18 protein-coding genes are annotated in these 16,705 nt (G+C 59.4%); 6 read left to right on the forward strand and 12 right to left on the reverse strand.

Annotated features, from left to right (window positions below; genetic code table 11):
• Positions 1-307: 307 nt before the first annotated feature.
• The 4 genes from mltB to MKFW12EY_RS21820 form a co-directional block, all read right to left on the reverse strand.
• Positions 308-1,486, reverse strand: a complete 1,179-nt coding sequence (gene mltB, locus MKFW12EY_RS21805; protein WP_245006389.1) for a lytic murein transglycosylase B — start codon at positions 1,484-1,486, stop codon at positions 308-310.
• 17 nt (positions 1,487-1,503) lie between these two features.
• Positions 1,504-2,637, reverse strand: coding sequence for a PilT/PilU family type 4a pilus ATPase (locus tag MKFW12EY_RS21810; RefSeq protein ID WP_221053767.1), 1,134 nt, complete (start codon positions 2,635-2,637; stop codon positions 1,504-1,506).
• A 16-nt stretch (positions 2,638-2,653) separates the two neighbouring features.
• Entirely contained in the window at positions 2,654-3,691 is a 1,038-nt protein-coding gene (locus MKFW12EY_RS21815; protein WP_054759731.1) for a type IV pilus twitching motility protein PilT, read from the reverse strand.
• A gap of 172 nt (positions 3,692-3,863) precedes the next feature.
• The gene (locus MKFW12EY_RS21820) at positions 3,864-4,886 is read right to left on the reverse strand and encodes an SPFH domain-containing protein (protein ID WP_054759733.1); all 1,023 of its coding nucleotides are present in this window, start codon (positions 4,884-4,886) and stop codon (positions 3,864-3,866) included.
• 198 nt (positions 4,887-5,084) lie between these two features.
• On the opposite strand from MKFW12EY_RS21820, the gene MKFW12EY_RS21825 reads away from it, so the two are divergent.
• Positions 5,085-5,708, forward strand: coding sequence for a TPM domain-containing protein (locus tag MKFW12EY_RS21825; RefSeq protein WP_221053768.1), 624 nt, complete (start codon positions 5,085-5,087; stop codon positions 5,706-5,708).
• Positions 5,705-7,213, forward strand: a complete 1,509-nt coding sequence (locus MKFW12EY_RS21830; protein ID WP_221053769.1) for a TIM44-like domain-containing protein — start codon at positions 5,705-5,707, stop codon at positions 7,211-7,213. Before MKFW12EY_RS21825 ends, MKFW12EY_RS21830 begins: the two co-directional genes overlap by 4 nt.
• 149 nt (positions 7,214-7,362) lie before the next feature.
• Here the strand turns inward: MKFW12EY_RS21830 and MKFW12EY_RS21835 are convergent, their stop codons facing one another.
• Genes MKFW12EY_RS21835 through MKFW12EY_RS21850 form a run of 4 tightly spaced genes read right to left on the reverse strand, consistent with a single transcriptional unit; the run spans position 7,363 to position 9,208 of the window.
• Entirely contained in the window at positions 7,363-7,716 is a 354-nt protein-coding gene (locus tag MKFW12EY_RS21835) for a YciI family protein (protein ID WP_221053770.1), read from the reverse strand.
• A complete protein-coding gene (locus MKFW12EY_RS21840) occupies positions 7,713-8,222 on the reverse strand; it encodes an SRPBCC family protein (protein ID WP_054763274.1) in 510 nt (169 codons plus the stop codon). The genes MKFW12EY_RS21835 and MKFW12EY_RS21840 overlap by 4 nt, the downstream gene beginning before the upstream one ends.
• Positions 8,223-8,244: 22 nt before the next feature.
• The gene (locus MKFW12EY_RS21845; protein ID WP_221053771.1) at positions 8,245-8,718 is read right to left on the reverse strand and encodes a VOC family protein; all 474 of its coding nucleotides are present in this window, start codon (positions 8,716-8,718) and stop codon (positions 8,245-8,247) included.
• Between the two features lie 7 nt (positions 8,719-8,725).
• A complete protein-coding gene (locus MKFW12EY_RS21850; protein ID WP_054763265.1) occupies positions 8,726-9,208 on the reverse strand; it encodes a VOC family protein in 483 nt (160 codons plus the stop codon).
• Between the two features lie 417 nt (positions 9,209-9,625).
• Between MKFW12EY_RS21850 and MKFW12EY_RS21855 the strand changes: the two genes are divergently transcribed.
• From MKFW12EY_RS21855 to MKFW12EY_RS21865, 3 genes are all read left to right on the forward strand, one after another.
• Complete coding sequence (locus MKFW12EY_RS21855; protein WP_221053772.1) at positions 9,626-10,912, forward strand: amidohydrolase family protein; 1,287 nt, start codon at positions 9,626-9,628, stop codon at positions 10,910-10,912.
• A gap of 91 nt (positions 10,913-11,003) precedes the next feature.
• A complete protein-coding gene (locus MKFW12EY_RS21860) occupies positions 11,004-11,606 on the forward strand; it encodes a hypothetical protein (RefSeq protein WP_221053773.1) in 603 nt (200 codons plus the stop codon).
• A 166-nt stretch (positions 11,607-11,772) separates the two neighbouring features.
• Complete coding sequence (locus MKFW12EY_RS21865; protein WP_221053774.1) at positions 11,773-12,591, forward strand: PP2C family protein-serine/threonine phosphatase; 819 nt, start codon at positions 11,773-11,775, stop codon at positions 12,589-12,591.
• A gap of 7 nt (positions 12,592-12,598) precedes the next feature.
• Here MKFW12EY_RS21865 and MKFW12EY_RS21870 read toward each other — a convergent pair whose 3' ends face one another.
• Positions 12,599-13,291, reverse strand: a complete 693-nt coding sequence (locus tag MKFW12EY_RS21870; RefSeq protein ID WP_221053775.1) for an FHA domain-containing protein — start codon at positions 13,289-13,291, stop codon at positions 12,599-12,601.
• 347 nt (positions 13,292-13,638) lie between these two features.
• Here MKFW12EY_RS21870 and MKFW12EY_RS21875 point away from each other — a divergent pair, with 347 nt between their 5' ends.
• Positions 13,639-13,803: a hypothetical protein gene (locus MKFW12EY_RS21875; RefSeq protein WP_157198268.1), complete on the forward strand. Its 165-nt coding sequence runs from the start codon at positions 13,639-13,641 to the stop codon at positions 13,801-13,803.
• 211 nt (positions 13,804-14,014) lie between these two features.
• Here the strand turns inward: MKFW12EY_RS21875 and hemL are convergent, their stop codons facing one another.
• The 3 genes from hemL to gmk all read right to left on the reverse strand — a co-directional run bounded on the left by hemL (position 14,015) and on the right by gmk (position 16,587).
• Positions 14,015-15,292, reverse strand: coding sequence for a glutamate-1-semialdehyde 2,1-aminomutase (hemL, locus tag MKFW12EY_RS21880; RefSeq protein ID WP_221053776.1), 1,278 nt, complete (start codon positions 15,290-15,292; stop codon positions 14,015-14,017).
• Between the two features lie 193 nt (positions 15,293-15,485).
• Positions 15,486-15,950 carry a hypothetical protein gene (locus MKFW12EY_RS21885; protein ID WP_054763484.1) on the reverse strand — a complete coding sequence of 155 codons (465 nt, stop codon included), beginning with the start codon at positions 15,948-15,950 and terminating at the stop codon, positions 15,486-15,488.
• A gap of 22 nt (positions 15,951-15,972) precedes the next feature.
• Positions 15,973-16,587 carry a guanylate kinase gene (gene gmk / locus MKFW12EY_RS21890; protein ID WP_054763485.1) on the reverse strand — a complete coding sequence of 205 codons (615 nt, stop codon included), beginning with the start codon at positions 16,585-16,587 and terminating at the stop codon, positions 15,973-15,975.
• Positions 16,588-16,705: the final 118 nt, after the last annotated feature.

The raw sequence follows: 16,705 nt of genomic DNA on the forward strand, positions 1-16,705 counted from the left end.
CAAGGGTGGCTCCGGCTATACTTGTGGACATGAAATACCTTCATCAAAAGCAGCTCAACGGGGTTTATTACTTCCGCCGCCAAACAGGCCTCTAACTCGACGCCTGGAAAGTCAGCCTTCGCACGTTAGACCACCCTTCCGCTGATTTGGCTAATATCGAAAATGAAGCCGCTGGCTTCGATAGCGGGCAGGCCGAACGGTCGGAAAAGGGTGCGAATTTAGTAAGCTGCTACGCCATTTCGCGACATAGTTTTAGGGAACGCCAAATCGATATCCGCAGGCGGCGTAAATGCCAACTTCGCCTCGATCAATTCTCGCCTAAGTTTGCAGGGGATCCGGCGAGTCGTTGGTAACCGCTCTTGATGGCCTGCGCCAGTTCGTGCACCGCCATTGCGTAATGCGTACTGTGGTTATAGCGGGTAATCACGTAGAAATTCGGATGGCCCAGCAAATATTCGTCGTTGCTTTGATGCCGGAGCAACACCAGCCGCAGCGGATAATCGCAGCCGCAATGGCCGGCCGGTTCGATACCGGCTTGGGCCAACGTGCCGAGCGGATATTCGTGGTCGATACCCGGTTCCAGGCTATCGATGCCGCTATAGCTGCCCCGGGTCCGGCTCACCACCGGTTGGCCGTCGCGCCAGCCGTGCTGGGCAAAATAATTGGCGACGCTGCCGATCGCATCCTCCGGATTCCATAAATCGCGGCGACCGTCGCCGTTGAAATCCACGGCCCACTGCAAAAAGCTGCTGGGCATGAACTGGCCCAACCCCATCGCTCCGGCGAATGAGCCGACCGGTTTGCCGGGATCGATACCTTCGCTACGCGCCATCAGTAAGAAGCTCTCCAGCTCGCTTCGGAAAAATTCGCAGCGGCGTTGGTAATCGAAACCCAATGTGGTCAGCGCATCGATCACCCGGTGGTTGCCGACGAAGCCGCCGAAAGTGGTTTCCACTGCCATGATGCCGAGAATGTACTCGGCCGGAACGCCGTATTGCTGGCTGGCGCGCTGCAAGGCGGCCTGGTGTGTGCGCCAGAACGCTACGCCGCCATCAATATGCCGGGTATCCAGAAACTGGGAACGGTAGCGGGTCCAGCCGCCTTTACTCGGTTTGCCTTTCAAACCTTGGTCGGATTTGGCCAGATAATCCAGCGTCCATTGCTTGCGCTTGGCTTGCGAGAACAAACCGTTCAAATATTCCCTATCGAAACCGTGCTTTTGCACCATCTGCTCGATAAATTGCGTCAGCGCCGGATAGCCGGCGTAATCGCCGCTGACCGCGCCGGCGCGGTAGCCGCCGACGCTGGCAAAAGGTCTCAGGTCGGGTCGGATATGGGCGGATTGGCTGGGCGGATTGGGTTTGACCGCTGCCGAGGCCCGCGGTTGGTTACGCGGCGGCTCGGAGGCGCAGCCGACCAGTGCCGCGGCCAACGCCGCGGCAGCGGCAAATTTGAATATCGGGCTAACAGAGATTAAGTGTGGCAAAAGGGCTGAATCCGGGTTTATTTATAAAGGCTGCCTCCGTCTTCGTCGTTCTCGGCCAGCGACATGCCGGCGGTTTCGAAATTGACGTTCTCGGCCCCCAGTTTGATCATCAGGCGGACTTCGTTGCGGGAGTCGGCAGCGTGTAGAGCATCTTCGTAACTAATTTTACCGGCTGTGTACAGATCGTAAAGCGCCTGGTCGAAAGTCTGCATGCCATGCTCGCGCGAGTTTTTCATCAGCTCCTTCAATTTATGCACTTCGCCTTTGCGCACCAGGTCGGCGACCAACGGCGTATTCAACAGAATTTCGATGGCCGGATAGCGGCCCTTGCCGTCGGCGCGTTGGATCAATTGTTGGGCGACGATCCCGCGCAGATTCAGCGACAAATCCATGAACAACTGGCTGTGCATGTCTTCGGGGAAGAAATGTAAAATCCGGTCCAGCGCCTGGTTGGCGTTGTTGGCGTGCAGCGTGCAGACGCAGAGATGGCCGGTCTCGGCGAAGGTAATCGCGTGTTGCATCGTCTCGCGGGTGCGAACCTCGCCGATCAGAATCACGTCCGGGGCCTGGCGCAGGGTGTTTTTCAAAGCCACTTCGAACGATTCGGTATCCAGCCCCACTTCGCGCTGGGTAATGATGCAGCCCTGGTGCGGATGGATGAACTCGATCGGATCTTCGATGGAAATGATGTGGCCGCTGCTGTTTTCGTTGCGGTGGCGAATCAAGGCCGCCAACGAGGTCGATTTACCGGTACCGGTCGCGCCGACGAACATCACCAGGCCGCGCTTGTGCATGATCAATTCTTTCAACACCGGCGGCAGATGCAATTCTTCCGCGCTTGGAATCGTGGTTTCGATCCGGCGCAACACCATGCCGGCGGAATCGCGCTGGGTGAAGGCGCTGACCCGGAAGCGGCCGAGCTTATGTGCGCTCAACGCAAATTGGCATTCCTTGGTGTTTTCGAATTCGTCGCGCTGGCGCTGCGACATGATGCCGAGTACCAGTTTCATGGTTTGGTCGCTGGTCAGCGGCGTCTTCGAGACTTCGACGACTTTGCCGTTGACTTTCATCGACGGCGGCCGGCCGGCGGTGATGAACAAGTCCGAAGCCCGTTTTTCCACCATCAATGCCAATAGCGCGTTAAAGTCCATCGGTCCTCCTCGCCAATTAGCGGAACATGTCTTTATTGACGGCTCGGGTCATCGCCGCTTTGGCGGTAATCAGGCCCTTGTCGACCAACTCTTTTAAATTTTGGTCCAGCGTCTGCATGCCGTCCTTGCGCCCGGTTTGAATCGCCGAATACATCTGCGCCACCTTAGCTTCGCGGATCAGGTTGCGGATCGCCGGGGTACCGACCATGATCTCGTGCGCAGCGATCCGGCCGCCGCCCACTTTCTTCAACAGCGTTTGCGATATAACCGCTTGCAACGATTCCGATAGCATGGCGCGGATCATGTCTTTCTCGGCCGCCGGGAACACGTCGATAATCCGGTCTATGGTCTTGGCGGCGGAGGTGGTGTGCAGGGTGCCGAACACCAAGTGGCCGGTTTCGGCCGCGGTCAGCGCCAAACGAATGGTTTCCAGGTCGCGCATCTCGCCGACCAGGATGATGTCGGGGTCTTCCCGCAACGCGGAGCGCAACGCTTCGTTGAAACCCAAGGTATCGCGGTGCACCTCGCGCTGGTTGATTAGCGACTTCTGGCTTTCGTGGACGAACTCGATCGGGTCTTCGACGGTCAGGATGTGGGCATAATCGTTATTGTTGATATGGTTGATCATCGCCGCCAACGTGGTCGATTTACCGGAACCGGTCGGTCCGGTCACCAGGATCAAGCCGCGCGGTTTGGTACACAATTCCTGGAAAAACTTGGGTGCATCCAGCTCTTCCAAGGTCAGGACTTTCGACGGAATGGTGCGGAATACCGCGCCGGCGCCGCGGTCCTGGTTGAAGGCGTTGACCCGGAACCGGGCCACGCCGGGCAAGGCGAAGGAAAAGTCGGTTTCCAGAAACTCCTCGTAATCGCGGCGCTGTTTGTCGTTCATGATGTCGTAAATCAGCGCATGCACTTCCTTATGGTTCAGCGCCGGGATGTTGATCCGGCGAATATCGCCGTCCACCCGTATCATCGGCGGCAAACCGGCGGAAAGGTGCAAGTCGGAGGCTTTATTCTTGACGGAAAACGTCAGCAGTTCGGCGATATCCATGGTCGATTCCCAACGGTGTAAATGTCGTTGCCAAGGATAGTACACAAATGGAAACAGGCGGCCGCCCGGGCCGCATTTTTCCGCCGCTTAGTCGGCTGTTCGGGCTTTTTAACCGGTATGGCATCGCCGGCCGGCGCCGCAGCGGCAATGGCGGCCGCGCTGCCGGTTCGCCTTACAAACCGTCCAAAATGCTTTTTTTCTTCTCGGCGTAGTCTTCGGCGGTGATCAATTCGGCTTCGAACAGTTTTTTCAGTTGCGCCAGTTTTTCCATCGGATCGGCGGATGCAGCCTGGGTGGGTGCGGCCGGCGCCGCGGCGGGTTGGTTCATCGCTTGCGCCATGGTTTGGCCGAAACTGATGCCGGCGCCCAAGCCCATACCCATGCCCGCGCCGCCGCCTTCGTTGCGGGCGGCTTCGCGCATCGCCTCCAATTGCTGGATGCGGGCGTAGTCCAGACCGACTTCCTTGGCGGCCTGGGCCTCGGCGGTCATATCGGCGATGCGATTGACGCGTTTCAAGGTTTCTTCGTCGAAGTCGGTGCCTTCGATCCGAAAATCGGTGAGGGCGAAGCCGAGCTCGGCGAACTGCGGCAACAACTTTTGCATCACGCCGGCGGCGATTTCCTCGCGGTTGGTGTCGATGTCCAGATAGCCGAAACGGCTGGTGGCCAGAAAATCGGCCAGCGGCTGGCTGAGGCGGGCGACGATGACGCTACGCAACTGCTCGGTGGTAAACAGGTTTTGTTCGCCGACCACGTTGACGAAAAACTGGGCGGGTTCGGCCAGGCGGTAGCTGTAATTGCCGTAAGCGCGCAGCCCAACCGGAAATTTGTAGGTCGGGTCCAGGTACTTGATCTGCGAGCTGGTGCCCCACTTCTGGTCCAGAATCACGGTCTTGCGGTAGAAATAGATGCCGACCTTGTACTGGCTTTCGAAGAATTGCATGAAGCTGGCAATCGTGGTCCAGAACGGGATGTTGTCGGTTTGCAGATTGTAGGAACCTTCGCTGTCGAACACCGCCTGCACCTTACCGCGGTAGACGAAAATACAACCCTGGCCGGGGCCGACGATTAGCGTCGAGGCGTTTTTGATTTCGTCGCCGTTGTCGGTCCATTGTTCGAACAAGGCGTTCGGTGCCGGATTTTGCCATTCGATGACCGAACGCAATTGGCGTTGCAAACCGTCGAAAAGTCCCATGCGTCTCTCCTGTGGATTTTGAATTGGGTGTTCGCTTGGCGCGCCCGCCGCGTGCGCATCGGCAGGCCGATGCTTAACCACGCCGTTCGGCAAAACGACTAGACTTAGCTGCAGAACGGGTTTGCCCGCCCCGCGCAGTCGACGTTATTCGGCGCACCGGTCGGCAAGCCAGAGTATAGATCAAGCTGGAACAAGCCTATGAAACAGTATTTGGCGCCGGCCTACCAAAGCCGGTTGTGGGACGCGATCCAAAACTTGGAAAACGGCTCGCAGGCCGAAGCGGTGGTGGTATTTCGCGCCCGCTCCGCCGACTATAACTCGGTACCGTTGCTGTGGGGCTTGGCGGCGGCTTGGTTGAGTTTCACCGTAATGATGTACGCGCCGGTTTATTTCGAAAACTGGTTGATTTATTACGCGCCGCTACTGGCGTTTGCCGCGGCCGCCGGCTGCGGCTCGCTGCCGGCGGCCAAGCGCTGCAGCGTGCGCCGGCCAGTGCGCGACAAGTGCGTCGAAATCATGGCCAGGGCCATTTTCCAAAAAGGCGGGATTCAGCATACCAAGGACAAAACCGGCTTCCTGGTGTATTGCTCGTTGCTGGAACGGCGGGTGTTTCTGCTGGCCGACCGCGGTTTGCAGTTGGCGGTGCCGCAGGAGGTATGGCAGGAGTTGCAAAGCGAGTTCGACGGCATATTCGGCGACAGCCAACCGGAACAAAGCCTGCTGCGGGCGCTGGAAAAAACGGCCGCGGCATTCGCCCGCTACTTGCCGGTGCAAGACGGCGACATCAACGAACTGCCGGACCGGCTGGATATCGACTTATGAAAAAGCTGCTCTTGATCCTGGCGCTGGCCGGCCTGGCCGTTTCCCAACCTTTGCCGGCCCGGCCCGGCGGCGGCCACTCCAGCAGTTCCCACAGTTCGCATAGCTCGTCGAGTTCGAGTTTTTCCCATTCCGGCTCCAGTTGGAGCACGCACGACAGCTCGAGCGGCGCGTCGGGCAGCGCCCACCCGATGTCGTCTTTAGAAGCTTTGATCCTGTTCATCGTCATCGTCGCGATCATTATCATCGTGATCCGCAGTCAGGCCGGCGCACGCAGCGTCGTGACGGCACCACCGGCCCAATACCGCGCGCAACGCCAGCAAAGCATTACCGAACAAATCGCGGCTTTGAAACAGTTAGACGCCAACTTCTCCGCCGTGGTGTTTTTGGATTTTGCTCATTCGCTGTACTGCAAGTTCTACGAATATTCCACCAAGCCCGAATTCAGCTACCTGTCGCCGTTCTTGAGCACCGAGTTGCAAGGGCATTTCGAACGTTCGCAGCCCTGGACCGTCAGCGAAATCGTCGTCAATAGCCTGCGCTGGTTGGAGGTCGGCACGTCCGGCAGCGATAGCGATACCATCACCGTAGAAATCGACGCCAATTACACGCTGGATTTGCAGGGCCGGCGTTCGCGTTATGCCGTGGTCGAGCGCTGGCAATTTTACCGGCGCAAAGGCTTGCTGTCGGCGGAGCCGGAAAAAATGCAAAGCGTGAGCTGTCCCCAATGCGGCGGACCGGCGCATTTCACCGACGCCGGCGTCTGCGGTTATTGCGGTGCCAGCGTGCAAAAAGGCGGCGCACAATGGTGTTTGGGCAAACGCGTCGTGGTCAGTACCCGCGCCGTGCCGGCGGTGGAAGGGCTGGCGGCTTACGCCGAAGAACAGGGCACCCAAGCCGTCACGGTCAAGCAAGCGGATTTGATCGAACAGATGAACCGCTGGCAGCAGCGCTACGGCATCGCCGAGTGGCAGCAATTCTGGGCGCCGTTCGAGAACGACGTGGTGCGCAATTATTTCGCGGCGATATACGGCCACTGGAGCCGGCGCGACTGGCAGGCGGCGCGGCATCTGTTATCGGACCGGCTTTACGAAACCAATGCCTTTTGGCAGAAAATGTACGTCGAACGCGGCTGGTTCAACCGTCTGGATAATCTGCGCGTCGAGCAAATCGTGCTGGCAAAAATCGACAGCGATAAATTTTACGAGGCCATCACGGTACGCATTTTCGCCGCCTGCAACGACTACACCGAAGACGCTGGCGGCAAGATCGTCGGCGGCTCGAAAACATCGCTCAGGCGCTTTTCCGAATACTGGACCTTCGTCCGCCGCAGCGGCGCCCAACGCCATGACAAGCCCTACAGCCTGAGCCAATGCCCCAGTTGCGGCGCACCGGCCGACAACATGGGCCAAAGCGGCGAGTGCGGTTATTGCGGCAGCAAGATCAGCACCGGCCAATTTTCCTGGGTCTTGTTTCTGATCGAACAGGACGAGGTGTATTGCGGCTGAGCTGGATGCCGCTCAAGTTGGCAAATTGCCGATCTTCGCTATATCCGCCAATCCAGCATCGGCAGCTCGGAGACTGTCGGGCCTGAAACGCTCAGCAGGACACAGTCCCAGCCCCAATTCCGCGCGTAAGGCATCGAGGCCGGCCCGATTCATTGCGGCAAACCCTCCAATTCGATCAACGGCCGGACTTCGACGGTACCCTTGCGCGCCATCGGGATGCGTTCCGCGGCGGCCAAGGCTTGGTCCAGGTCGGGAACGTCGATCAGGTAATAGCCGCCGAGTTGTTCGCGGGTTTCTGCGAACGGGCCGTCCGTGACCAGACGCTTACCGTCCCGCACTCGCACGCTGGTCGCCAGCGCGGTAGGTTGCAGCGGGCTGGCGGCGACGAATTGGCCTTTCGCCGCCAAATCCTGTGCCAGTTGCCGCGATTCGTCGTAACAGGCTTGGCGTTCGGCTTCGGCCAGGTTTTGTTCTTGGAAATAGATCAGCAACAGGTATTTCATAACGGCGTCTCCCGGCCTTGCAGATAAGCCAGCATTTGTTCCAGCGCCTTGCCCCAGCCAGCCTCGAAGCCCATCGCCGCGTGTTGCTCGCGGCCGGCCGGGTCGGCGTGCAGTACGGTGGCTCGATACCAGGTGCCTTGCGGGTGCTCGCTCAGTTCGATGATGCCGGTCATCGCAAACCCGCCGCAAGGCGCCGCATCAGCGGAACCGAACTGCTTGGGCCGAAAGCCCGGTAATAGCGCGTTGGTCCAGACCAGGCGCCGGTTTTCGACGATTTCCAGGTAGCAGCCGACATTGGGAAATTCGGCGCCTTCCGGCGAACGCATCGTGGTCAGAAAGGCGCCGCCGGGTCTCAAGTCGATTTCGCAGACTACGGTCTGCCACGGCAGCGGGCAAAACCACGGCATCAGGTGTTTCGGCACGGTCCAGGCCTGCCAGATTTGCGCTTTGGGCAGGTCGACGCTGCGTTCGAATACCAGGTCGAGTTGCGGATTGAATACAGCCATTGGGTGTCTCCTAAAAATAATGTCAGGCCGCGGCGGCGGCTCGTTCCAGTGCGGCGATGTCGATCTTGGCCATTGGCAGCATCGCTTGCATCGCTCTCGCGGCCTTGGCCGGATAGGGGTCGCCGAGCAGGCGGCCCAGGGCGGTCGGTACGACTTGCCAAGGCACGCGGAAGCGGTCGGCCAGCCAGCCGCATTGGTTCGGTCGGCCACCCTCGGACAGTTTGTCCCAGTAGTAGTCCACTTCGTCCTGGGTATCGCAGTTGACGACAAACGATATTGCCTGATTGAAACCGAATGCCGGGCCGCCGTTCAACGCGACGAACTCCTGGCCGTTCAGCACAAACCCGGCCGTCATCAGCGTGCCTTCCGGCAGCGGCGCTCCGGCCGGGTAACGGCTGAGGTTCAGCACTTTGCCGTCTTCGAATACCGACAGGTAGAAATTCATGGCTTGTTCGGCCTGGTCGTTAAACCACAGAAACGGCGTGATTTTTGCCATCGCCGCGTCACGCGCAGTCGCCGCCGGCGGCGAGCAGCGCATCCATCTTCGCTTGAAATTCGCTGCCGTCGACATCGGCAATATGGGTCGCCAACATCCATTGGTGGCCGAACGGGTCGCTAACGACGCCCATCCGGTCGCCCCAGAATTGGTCGGCTGGTTCCATCACCGGCGTAGCGCCGGCCGCGACGGCTTGAGCGAAGCCGGTATCGACGTCGTTCAGGTACATGTGCAGTTTCACCGGCGTGCCGCCCAGTTTGCTAGGCGACGCCGAGCCGGCATTCGGGTATGCGTCGGAAATCATGAAATGCGATACGCCGATCGTGAATTCGGCGTGGCCGATTTTGCCGCCCGGCATAAGCAGGCGCATGGTTTCGATGGCGCCGAACGCCTGTCGGTAAAACGCCAATGCGGCCGTCGCGTCGTCGACGGTCAGATAAGGGGTGACGCTTTGGTAGCCTTCGGGGATCGGTTTGACGGGTGTATTCATCGCGGTGCTCCGGTGAGGTGAAAATTAAAAGGTACGCCGCCTAGTCGAACGGCATACCTCCAAATCGACAACCCAGCATTTTTTTTTCGGCTGTCCGCCAACCCGGCCGAAACTCAGGTAGTTGCGGCCGTATCCCGCTAATGCCATTCCTATGCCCGCAGGCCGCCAAATAGCCGATAACCGGGGACTGTCAACCGAGCCCGGACGCATTCGGCAAATAAATCCGTTTGCCATAACAAAGGCTCCGTTCCGCATAAAACCGCGCCAAGTTAAACCGATAAGATAGCCAGCGGCCCACCCAGCGGAAATCGCCTAGTAACGCCATGATTTTATTGCGATTAGCGCCAGGCGGCATCCGGCGGGACCCGCCGGCGTCTACTCCGGACATAACTAAAACCCAATCGACAAGGACTCCTTATGCCACGCACCCAGAGATCGTTTACTTTCAATACCCTGGCTTTGGCCGTATTGGCCGCCTCAGGCCCGGGCTACGCCGCTACTGCCACCACCCCGGTATCCTGCAAATTGATCAGCGCCGACCGGCTGTTCGACGGCAACGAAGTGCAATTCAATAAAAGCGTGCTGGTGGTCGGCGACAAAGTGAAAGCCGTCGGCGATTACGCCAGCCTGAGCGGCCAATGCGCAACCCGTTACAATCTGGGCGACGCGACCATCATGCCGGGCTTTATCGAATCGCACGCCCACGTCACCTTTCAGAACGTCAGCAAAGACAAAATCCTGGAACACGGCATTACCACCGTGCAGGATACCGGCGGGCCGTTGCTGCCGCCGCAAGGCGGTAACGGCAGCCTGCGCCTGCTCAGCACCGGGCCGATTCTGCAAGCTCAGGGCGGCTATCCGTTGAATGTGTTCACGCCGGACGATACCGGCGGCGGTTACGATAAAGTCGGCCTGGCCATTGCCGCCAACGCCACGGAAAGCCAGGTCAGGGCCGTCGTACAGAATCTGGCGGCCGGCGGCGCCTCCGCGATCAAGATCGCGCTGGAACCGGGCGGCGAGGCCGGTGCGCCGTGGATGATGTCGCACGGCCACGGCGAAGTGCCGGCTGCGCCATGGCCGATATTGTCTCAGCAGCAAGTCGCTTGGATCGTCAGCGAAGCCCATAACCAGGGCAAACGCGTGCTGGCTCACGTCGGCGAAAACCGCGGCTTCGAGATCGCCTACGCCGCCGGCGTCGACATGCTGGCTCATATGCCTTGCGCGGCGCTCGACGCCAATTTGTTGCACTCCGCGGTACACGACGGCATGGAATTCATGACTACGATCGACACCTTGGCCTCGTGCGGCGATGGCCTATACCAAAATGCCCACGTGGTGGGCCACGTTTACCAGGAACATGCCGGCGAGGGCTTGGCCTTTCCAATGGTTTACGGTTCGGAAATCGCCCACGATAACGTGCCGTGGGGCATCAACGGCGAAGAATTGCATCTGATGTTGCACATGGGCAGCGGCGATTCTATCGATTTCGGCGACGTATTGAACGTACTGCGCTCGGCTACCTCGGCCGCTGCCGCGCGTCTGGCAACCGGCATTCCCGGACTCGGCACGCTATCCGCGAATGCGCCGGCGGATTTGATCGCGGTTAAGGGCAATGCGCTGGAACGCTTCAAATTGCTGGAATACCCCGACATGGTGATGTCCGGCGGCAAACTGGTGGTGAATAAATTCTCCCCGACTCGCTAATCGCCGGCCCGACTGCCCGTAACCGCACCGTCCGCGGCGCGGCGGGCAGTTCGCCGCTTCCATTCTTCAATCGCTTTTATCCGATACGGCCATGAAAAAACCATACCTCGCATTTGTTTGTTTCGCTTTATCCATGCTGCAACTCGGCCGGGCCGATGCCGGCGTTTTGCATTTCGACGACGTTACCGCCGATGCGGAAGCCGCCATCGCCGACGGCTACGCCGGTTTGAACTGGACCAACTTCTGGGTGCAGAACCCGCAACTGGGCCAGGTCGCGAATTTCGATTCCGGCTTTTACAACGGTGTCGTCTCGGCCGACTATTCGGCATTCAATGCCGACGGCGGTCCGGCCGGCATTTGGTCGAACAGCCTGTTCGATTTCCGCAGCGGATATTTCGCTGCCGCTTCGCGCTGGGGCATGCAGATTACCGCTAACGGCTATCGCGACGGCAATCTGTTGTACCAACAGCAATTGCTGGTCAACACCGACGCCGCACAGTTGTTCTCTCTGAATTTTGCCGGCATCGATTCGCTGGAGTTCGTTGCCAGCGGCGGCGAGGAATATCTCGGCGCCGGTTTCCATTTCACGCTGGACAACGCCGACATCGCGGCGCCGGTGCCGCTACCGGCGGCGGCATGGCTGCTCGGCTCGGCCTTGGCCGGACTGCTGGGCTTGCAGCGACGTAAAGCGTAAACCCGCCGCGATACGCCAAACGTCGAAACCGCCTACGGGCGGTTTTTTTGTGCGGCTTGCGCCATAGCGGTCGGCATTTCGGCGTACCGGCCTTGACAATTCGGCCGCTTACGGCCACTTTTCGATACCGGACTCCGCTACCTTTCCCTAGCCCAAGGATATTGCCATGCCGGCCGTACGCATTTTCAACCGTTATTTCGTTCATGGCGCCAGCGATCCGGGCCGAGTGCGCGAAATCAACGAGGACGCTATGTTGCTCAACGCTGAAATCGGCCTCTGTTTGCTGGCCGACGGCATGGGCGGCCACGGCCTGGGCGATGTCGCCAGCCAACGCACCGTCACCGAAGTCGAGCGTTTGGTTGGGCGGCATTTACCGGCCGCCGCGACCGGCGGTTGGTCGGCTTGGCTGGGACGCTGGCGCAACAAAGGCCAGCGCCAGGCCGACAACGGCCAGCTTGCGCGGCAACTCTATGTACTGGCCGACATTGTCCGCGAAGCCAACCGCGCGCTTTACCTGAGCAACCGAGAGCACGGGGCGGTAGACGGCACCGGCAGCGGCACCACCTTGGTCGGTTGCCGGCTGCTGCCCGGCATTGCGCAGATGCAGATATTCCACGTTGGCGACAGCCGTTTGTACCGCTGGCGCGGCGAGGCGTTGCAGGCCTTGACCGCAGACCATTCGCTGTACCGGCAGTGGCGCGACGGCGGCCAAATCGGCAGGCAACCGCCGGCAAACCAGTTGTACCAGGCCATCGGCCCCAATCCGGCGATAGACCCGGAAATGCAACAGGTCGAAATCGCGCCCGGCGACGGTTTTCTGATGTGTTCCGACGGTTTGACCGGCATGCTGGAGGAAGCCGAAATCGCCGCCATCTTGTCCGGCCTCGCTCCGGCCAATCTGGCAGCCAAAACTCAGGCTCTGATTGATGCCGCCAATGCCGCCGGCGGCAAAGACAATATCTCGGTGGTTTTGATCTGCCAGTGATGCCGTGCTATTGCTCGACGAATTTCAGCAGCACTTTTTTCACCAAAATATTGTCGTCGTTACTCAAGCGGACCTGATGGCCGACTTCGCGCCCGTTCAGGCGGATATGCTTGTTGACGACCGGGGTTAGATAGTAATGGTCGCCGAGGCGGATGATTTCGGCGATCAGTTTCGGGGTAAACCAGCCGCCCACCCGCACGTTGCACTGTACGCCCTTGCCGATCGTGTAGTAATCCTTGTTCAGCAACAATTTATTGATGTTGCGGGCTTCGCCGTGTATCAGCAAGGCATGGTTGCCGGTCCGTGCCGCCGCTGCGCCCGGCCCGGAACCGGCCGCCGGGTTGACCAGCAGCGTCCGGTCGAAATCGGCCGCTTGCCCGGCGTGGGCGGAACTGCCGGCCGATGAGGTGGGTTGGTCGACGAATTTCAAATCGTGTTTGCCGACGGTAATCACGTCGCCGAAACGCAGCTTTTGCCGGCCGGCGATCTTGGCGCCGTTCAAATAAGTGCCGTTGGTGCTGTTCATATCCTCCAACCACCATTCGCCGCCTTGGCGGGAAATCGCCGCATGCACCAGCGACACGCCTTTGTTGCCGATATGCACCTGGTTGTAACTGGCCCGGCCGATGCTGCAGGCCTGATCGCCGATCTCGACCACGTCTTGCAGCGAGCTGTTGAAGTAAATCTCGACAAAACTCATGTCTCCACCCCGGATTGATTGCGCAAACGCCACAAGTATTGGCCGGAGTCGGCAAAATGTCATGTTCTAATTTGCCGGGCGGCGGCCCAAGGCGGCTTCGAAAGTCGTGATTGCCCGCGATTTTTTTGGCCGAAATTTGAACGAGCGCACAAATATTTGGCTGCCTTTCGGCCGGTGCTAGGCCCGCGCCTTGCGCAATGCCGGGTTAAACCGTAATACTCGCGGCGGAATTGTGCGGCAAAATATCGGCGCGCTATTGAAAAACCGGTCTGACGCCTCCATGTCAGCGGGCCGGCCCCAGATCAAGCTGAGTAGCCTCGAAGATTTAGACTTAACGGAGAAAATATATGTTGAAGAAATGCCCTCATTGCAACCGCGTCAGCGACACCGACGATTTTTGCACCTTACACGGCAAGGCCCGCGTGACGATGAAACCGGTGATCGATTTCAAATCCACGGCCATTCAAGAGCCTAAAGTGCAAAAATCGGCTTCCGATCAAGAAGCGCTCTAATCCGGCCGCCTGCCGAGACTTAAATCCCGCCGGCCGGCCGGTTCGGCGGCGATTCACTCTGGAGCAGCCCGCGGTCGCGGGCCGGCCCAATCATAACCCCAGTTGCAAGCCAGCAGTTGCGAATCCCCGCCGGCAGTTTTCCTACTTTGCCTATTCGCCGCCGCTCCGGCCTGTGTCGGATAAACGCACGCAGAGCAACCCGTTCCGAGCCCTAAGCCTTAAACGCCGCGGCAGCCGCCTCGATTGTGGCCTGCAAATCCTCATCGCTATGGGCGGCGGAAACGAAGCCGGCTTCGAACGCCGACGGCGCCAGATACACGCCTTGATCCAGCATCGCATGAAAGAAGCGTTTGAAGCGTTCGACGTCGCAAGCCATCACTTGAGCGAAGCGGCTGATGGATTTTTCTTCGCTGAAAAACAGGCCGAACATGCCGCCGACCTGGTTGGTGGCGAACGGGATGCCGGCATGGTCGGCTGCGGCCTGCAGGCCTTGCAGCAGTATTGCGGTTTTGGCGGACAAATCGTCGTAAAAGCCGGGTGCCGCAATCAATTCCAGGGTTTTCAGGCCGGCCGCCATCGCCACCGGGCAGCCGGACAGGGTACCGGCCTGGTAAACCGGGCCGAGCGGGGCCAGATGTTCCATGATCCTGCGGCTGCCGCCGAAGGCACCCACCGGCAGGCCGCCGCCGATGATTTTGCCCAGCGTGGTCAGGTCCGGCTTGATGCCGTAGCGGCCTTGGGCGCCCTGCAAGCCGACGCGGAAGCCGGTCATCACTTCGTCGAAAATCAACACGCTGCCGTATTGGTCGCACACCGCGCGCAGCGCTTCTAAAAAGCCCGGCTCGGGCGGGACGCAGTTCATATTGCCGGCCACCGGTTCGACGATGATGCAGGCGATTTGTTCGCCGAGTTCGGCGAAGGTTTGTCTGACCGCGTCGTTGTCGTTATAGGCCAGCGTGATGGTGTCGGCGGCCAGCGCGGTGGGCACGCCCGGCGAACTGGGTACGCCCAGCGTCAGTGCGCCGGAACCGGCTTTGACCAGCAGCGAGTCGGAGTGGCCATGGTAGCAACCCTCGAATTTGACGATCTTGTCGCGGCCGGTGTAGCCGCGCGCCAGCCGCAGCGCGCTCATCGTGGCTTCGGTGCCGGAACTGACCATGCGCACCATATCGATCGACGGCAGCAGTTCGCAGACCTTTTGCGCCATGACGGTTTCGATTTCGGTCGGCGCGCCGAAGCTGAGGCCTTTTTCGGCGCTGTGCTTGACTGCGTCTATCACTGCCGGATGGGCGTGGCCCAAGATCATCGGCCCCCAGGAGCCGACGTAGTCGATGTAGCGCTTGCCTTCGCTGTCCCAGACGTAGGCGCCCTGGGCGCGGTCGAAATACACCGGCGTACCGCCGACGCCCTTGAAGGCACGTACCGGCGAATTGACGCCGCCGGGAATGACTTGTTGGGCTTGGGAAAAAAGTTCGCTGGATAGTGTCATGGTCTGTGCAATCCGGTTGGGGTTGATCGAGCCTAAAGCGCAAGGCTGGCGGGAATATTTTTGGGTCGGCGGAAGCTGAAATACCGCCGGGGTTCCGCGGTCGGCGACCGGCCATGGCCGCCAACGGCAGCAGGGTCGAATCGGGCCGCCGGCGCCGGCGGTGTTGCCGGACGCAGCCGCGGCCCGTTTGCCGTTAGTTGGCGGAATTATCCGACGGTTTGCCGAACAAATGCGGACCTTTCGGCTGCGGTTTGTTTTGCAAGCAGAAATACGCGGCGGCATCGAATTTGATGCCCAGGGTCTGGGTATCTTCGTGGTCTTCGATGTATTTTTCGGCATCGATTTCCGACAGGTCTTTTTTGATATGTTCGGCGATGCAGTCGCAAGTTTCTTTAAAGCGCGGTTCGTCGACGTCCTTGTTGGTCGAATTTTTCAATTCGCGCTCGACGCATTTGGCCGAGAACTCCTTTTCGAACAGGCGTTTTTCCGAACCGGAGGCTTCGCCGGTATCGTCGCGGTGCACGGATTTCTTCACGGCAGCGGACTTGGCGGTTTTCGGGGCTTCGGCACCGGATTTATCGTCCGAGCATGCCGACAACAGCAACAAAACAGGAAGCAGAGCGAGGGCAAAAGCCCGTTTCAACGAAATGTTTTTCATGGTGTGTGCTATGTAATAGGTTTTAGTTGAGTAAGTCCTGTAATAACCCGACCAGATTTTGTTGCTGGACGTCTTGGCGCAAACGGTTGGCGACGATGATGCTTTTCAACTGACTCAGAGCCAGTTCGAAATCGTCGTTGACGACCAGATAATCGAACTCGGGATAGTGGCTCATTTCGGTCACCGCGTCGCGCATGCGCCGGGCGATGACTTCGGCATCGTCCTGGCCGCGGTTTTGCAGGCGTTGGCGCAGTACTTCGATCGACGGCGGCAAAATGAAGATCGATTGGCTGGCCGGAACCATGCGCCGCACTTGTTGCGCGCCTTGCCAGTCGATTTCCAGAATCACATCCAGGCCCGACGCCAGATTGTCTTGCACGGTCTGCTGCGCAGTGCCGTAAAAGTTGTCGAACACTTGCGCGTGCTCCAGAAACGCCTGGTTTTCGATCATGGCTTTGAATTCGCCGACCGAAACGAAAAAGTAATCGCTGCCGTGGCGTTCGCCGCTGCGCATCGGCCGCGTGGTATGCGAGACCGACACCGTCAAACCGTCCAATTCGGCAAACAGTTGTTTGACCAAGCTGGTTTTGCCGGCTCCGGACGGCGCGGAAATGATATAAAGTCTGCCCGTAGTCATTTATTTATTTGGGTTATCCATGCGGCAGCCATTCTTTTCTGATAACGCCCAAGAGTCAAGCCCTGCCGCGCGCTGTGGTATGATGCAGGGCTCTGCTAAGCCCCCTTCTTGAATGCCG

This window comes from Methylomonas koyamae (assembly GCF_019669905.1).
GTDB lineage: Bacteria > Pseudomonadota > Gammaproteobacteria > Methylococcales > Methylomonadaceae > Methylomonas > Methylomonas koyamae.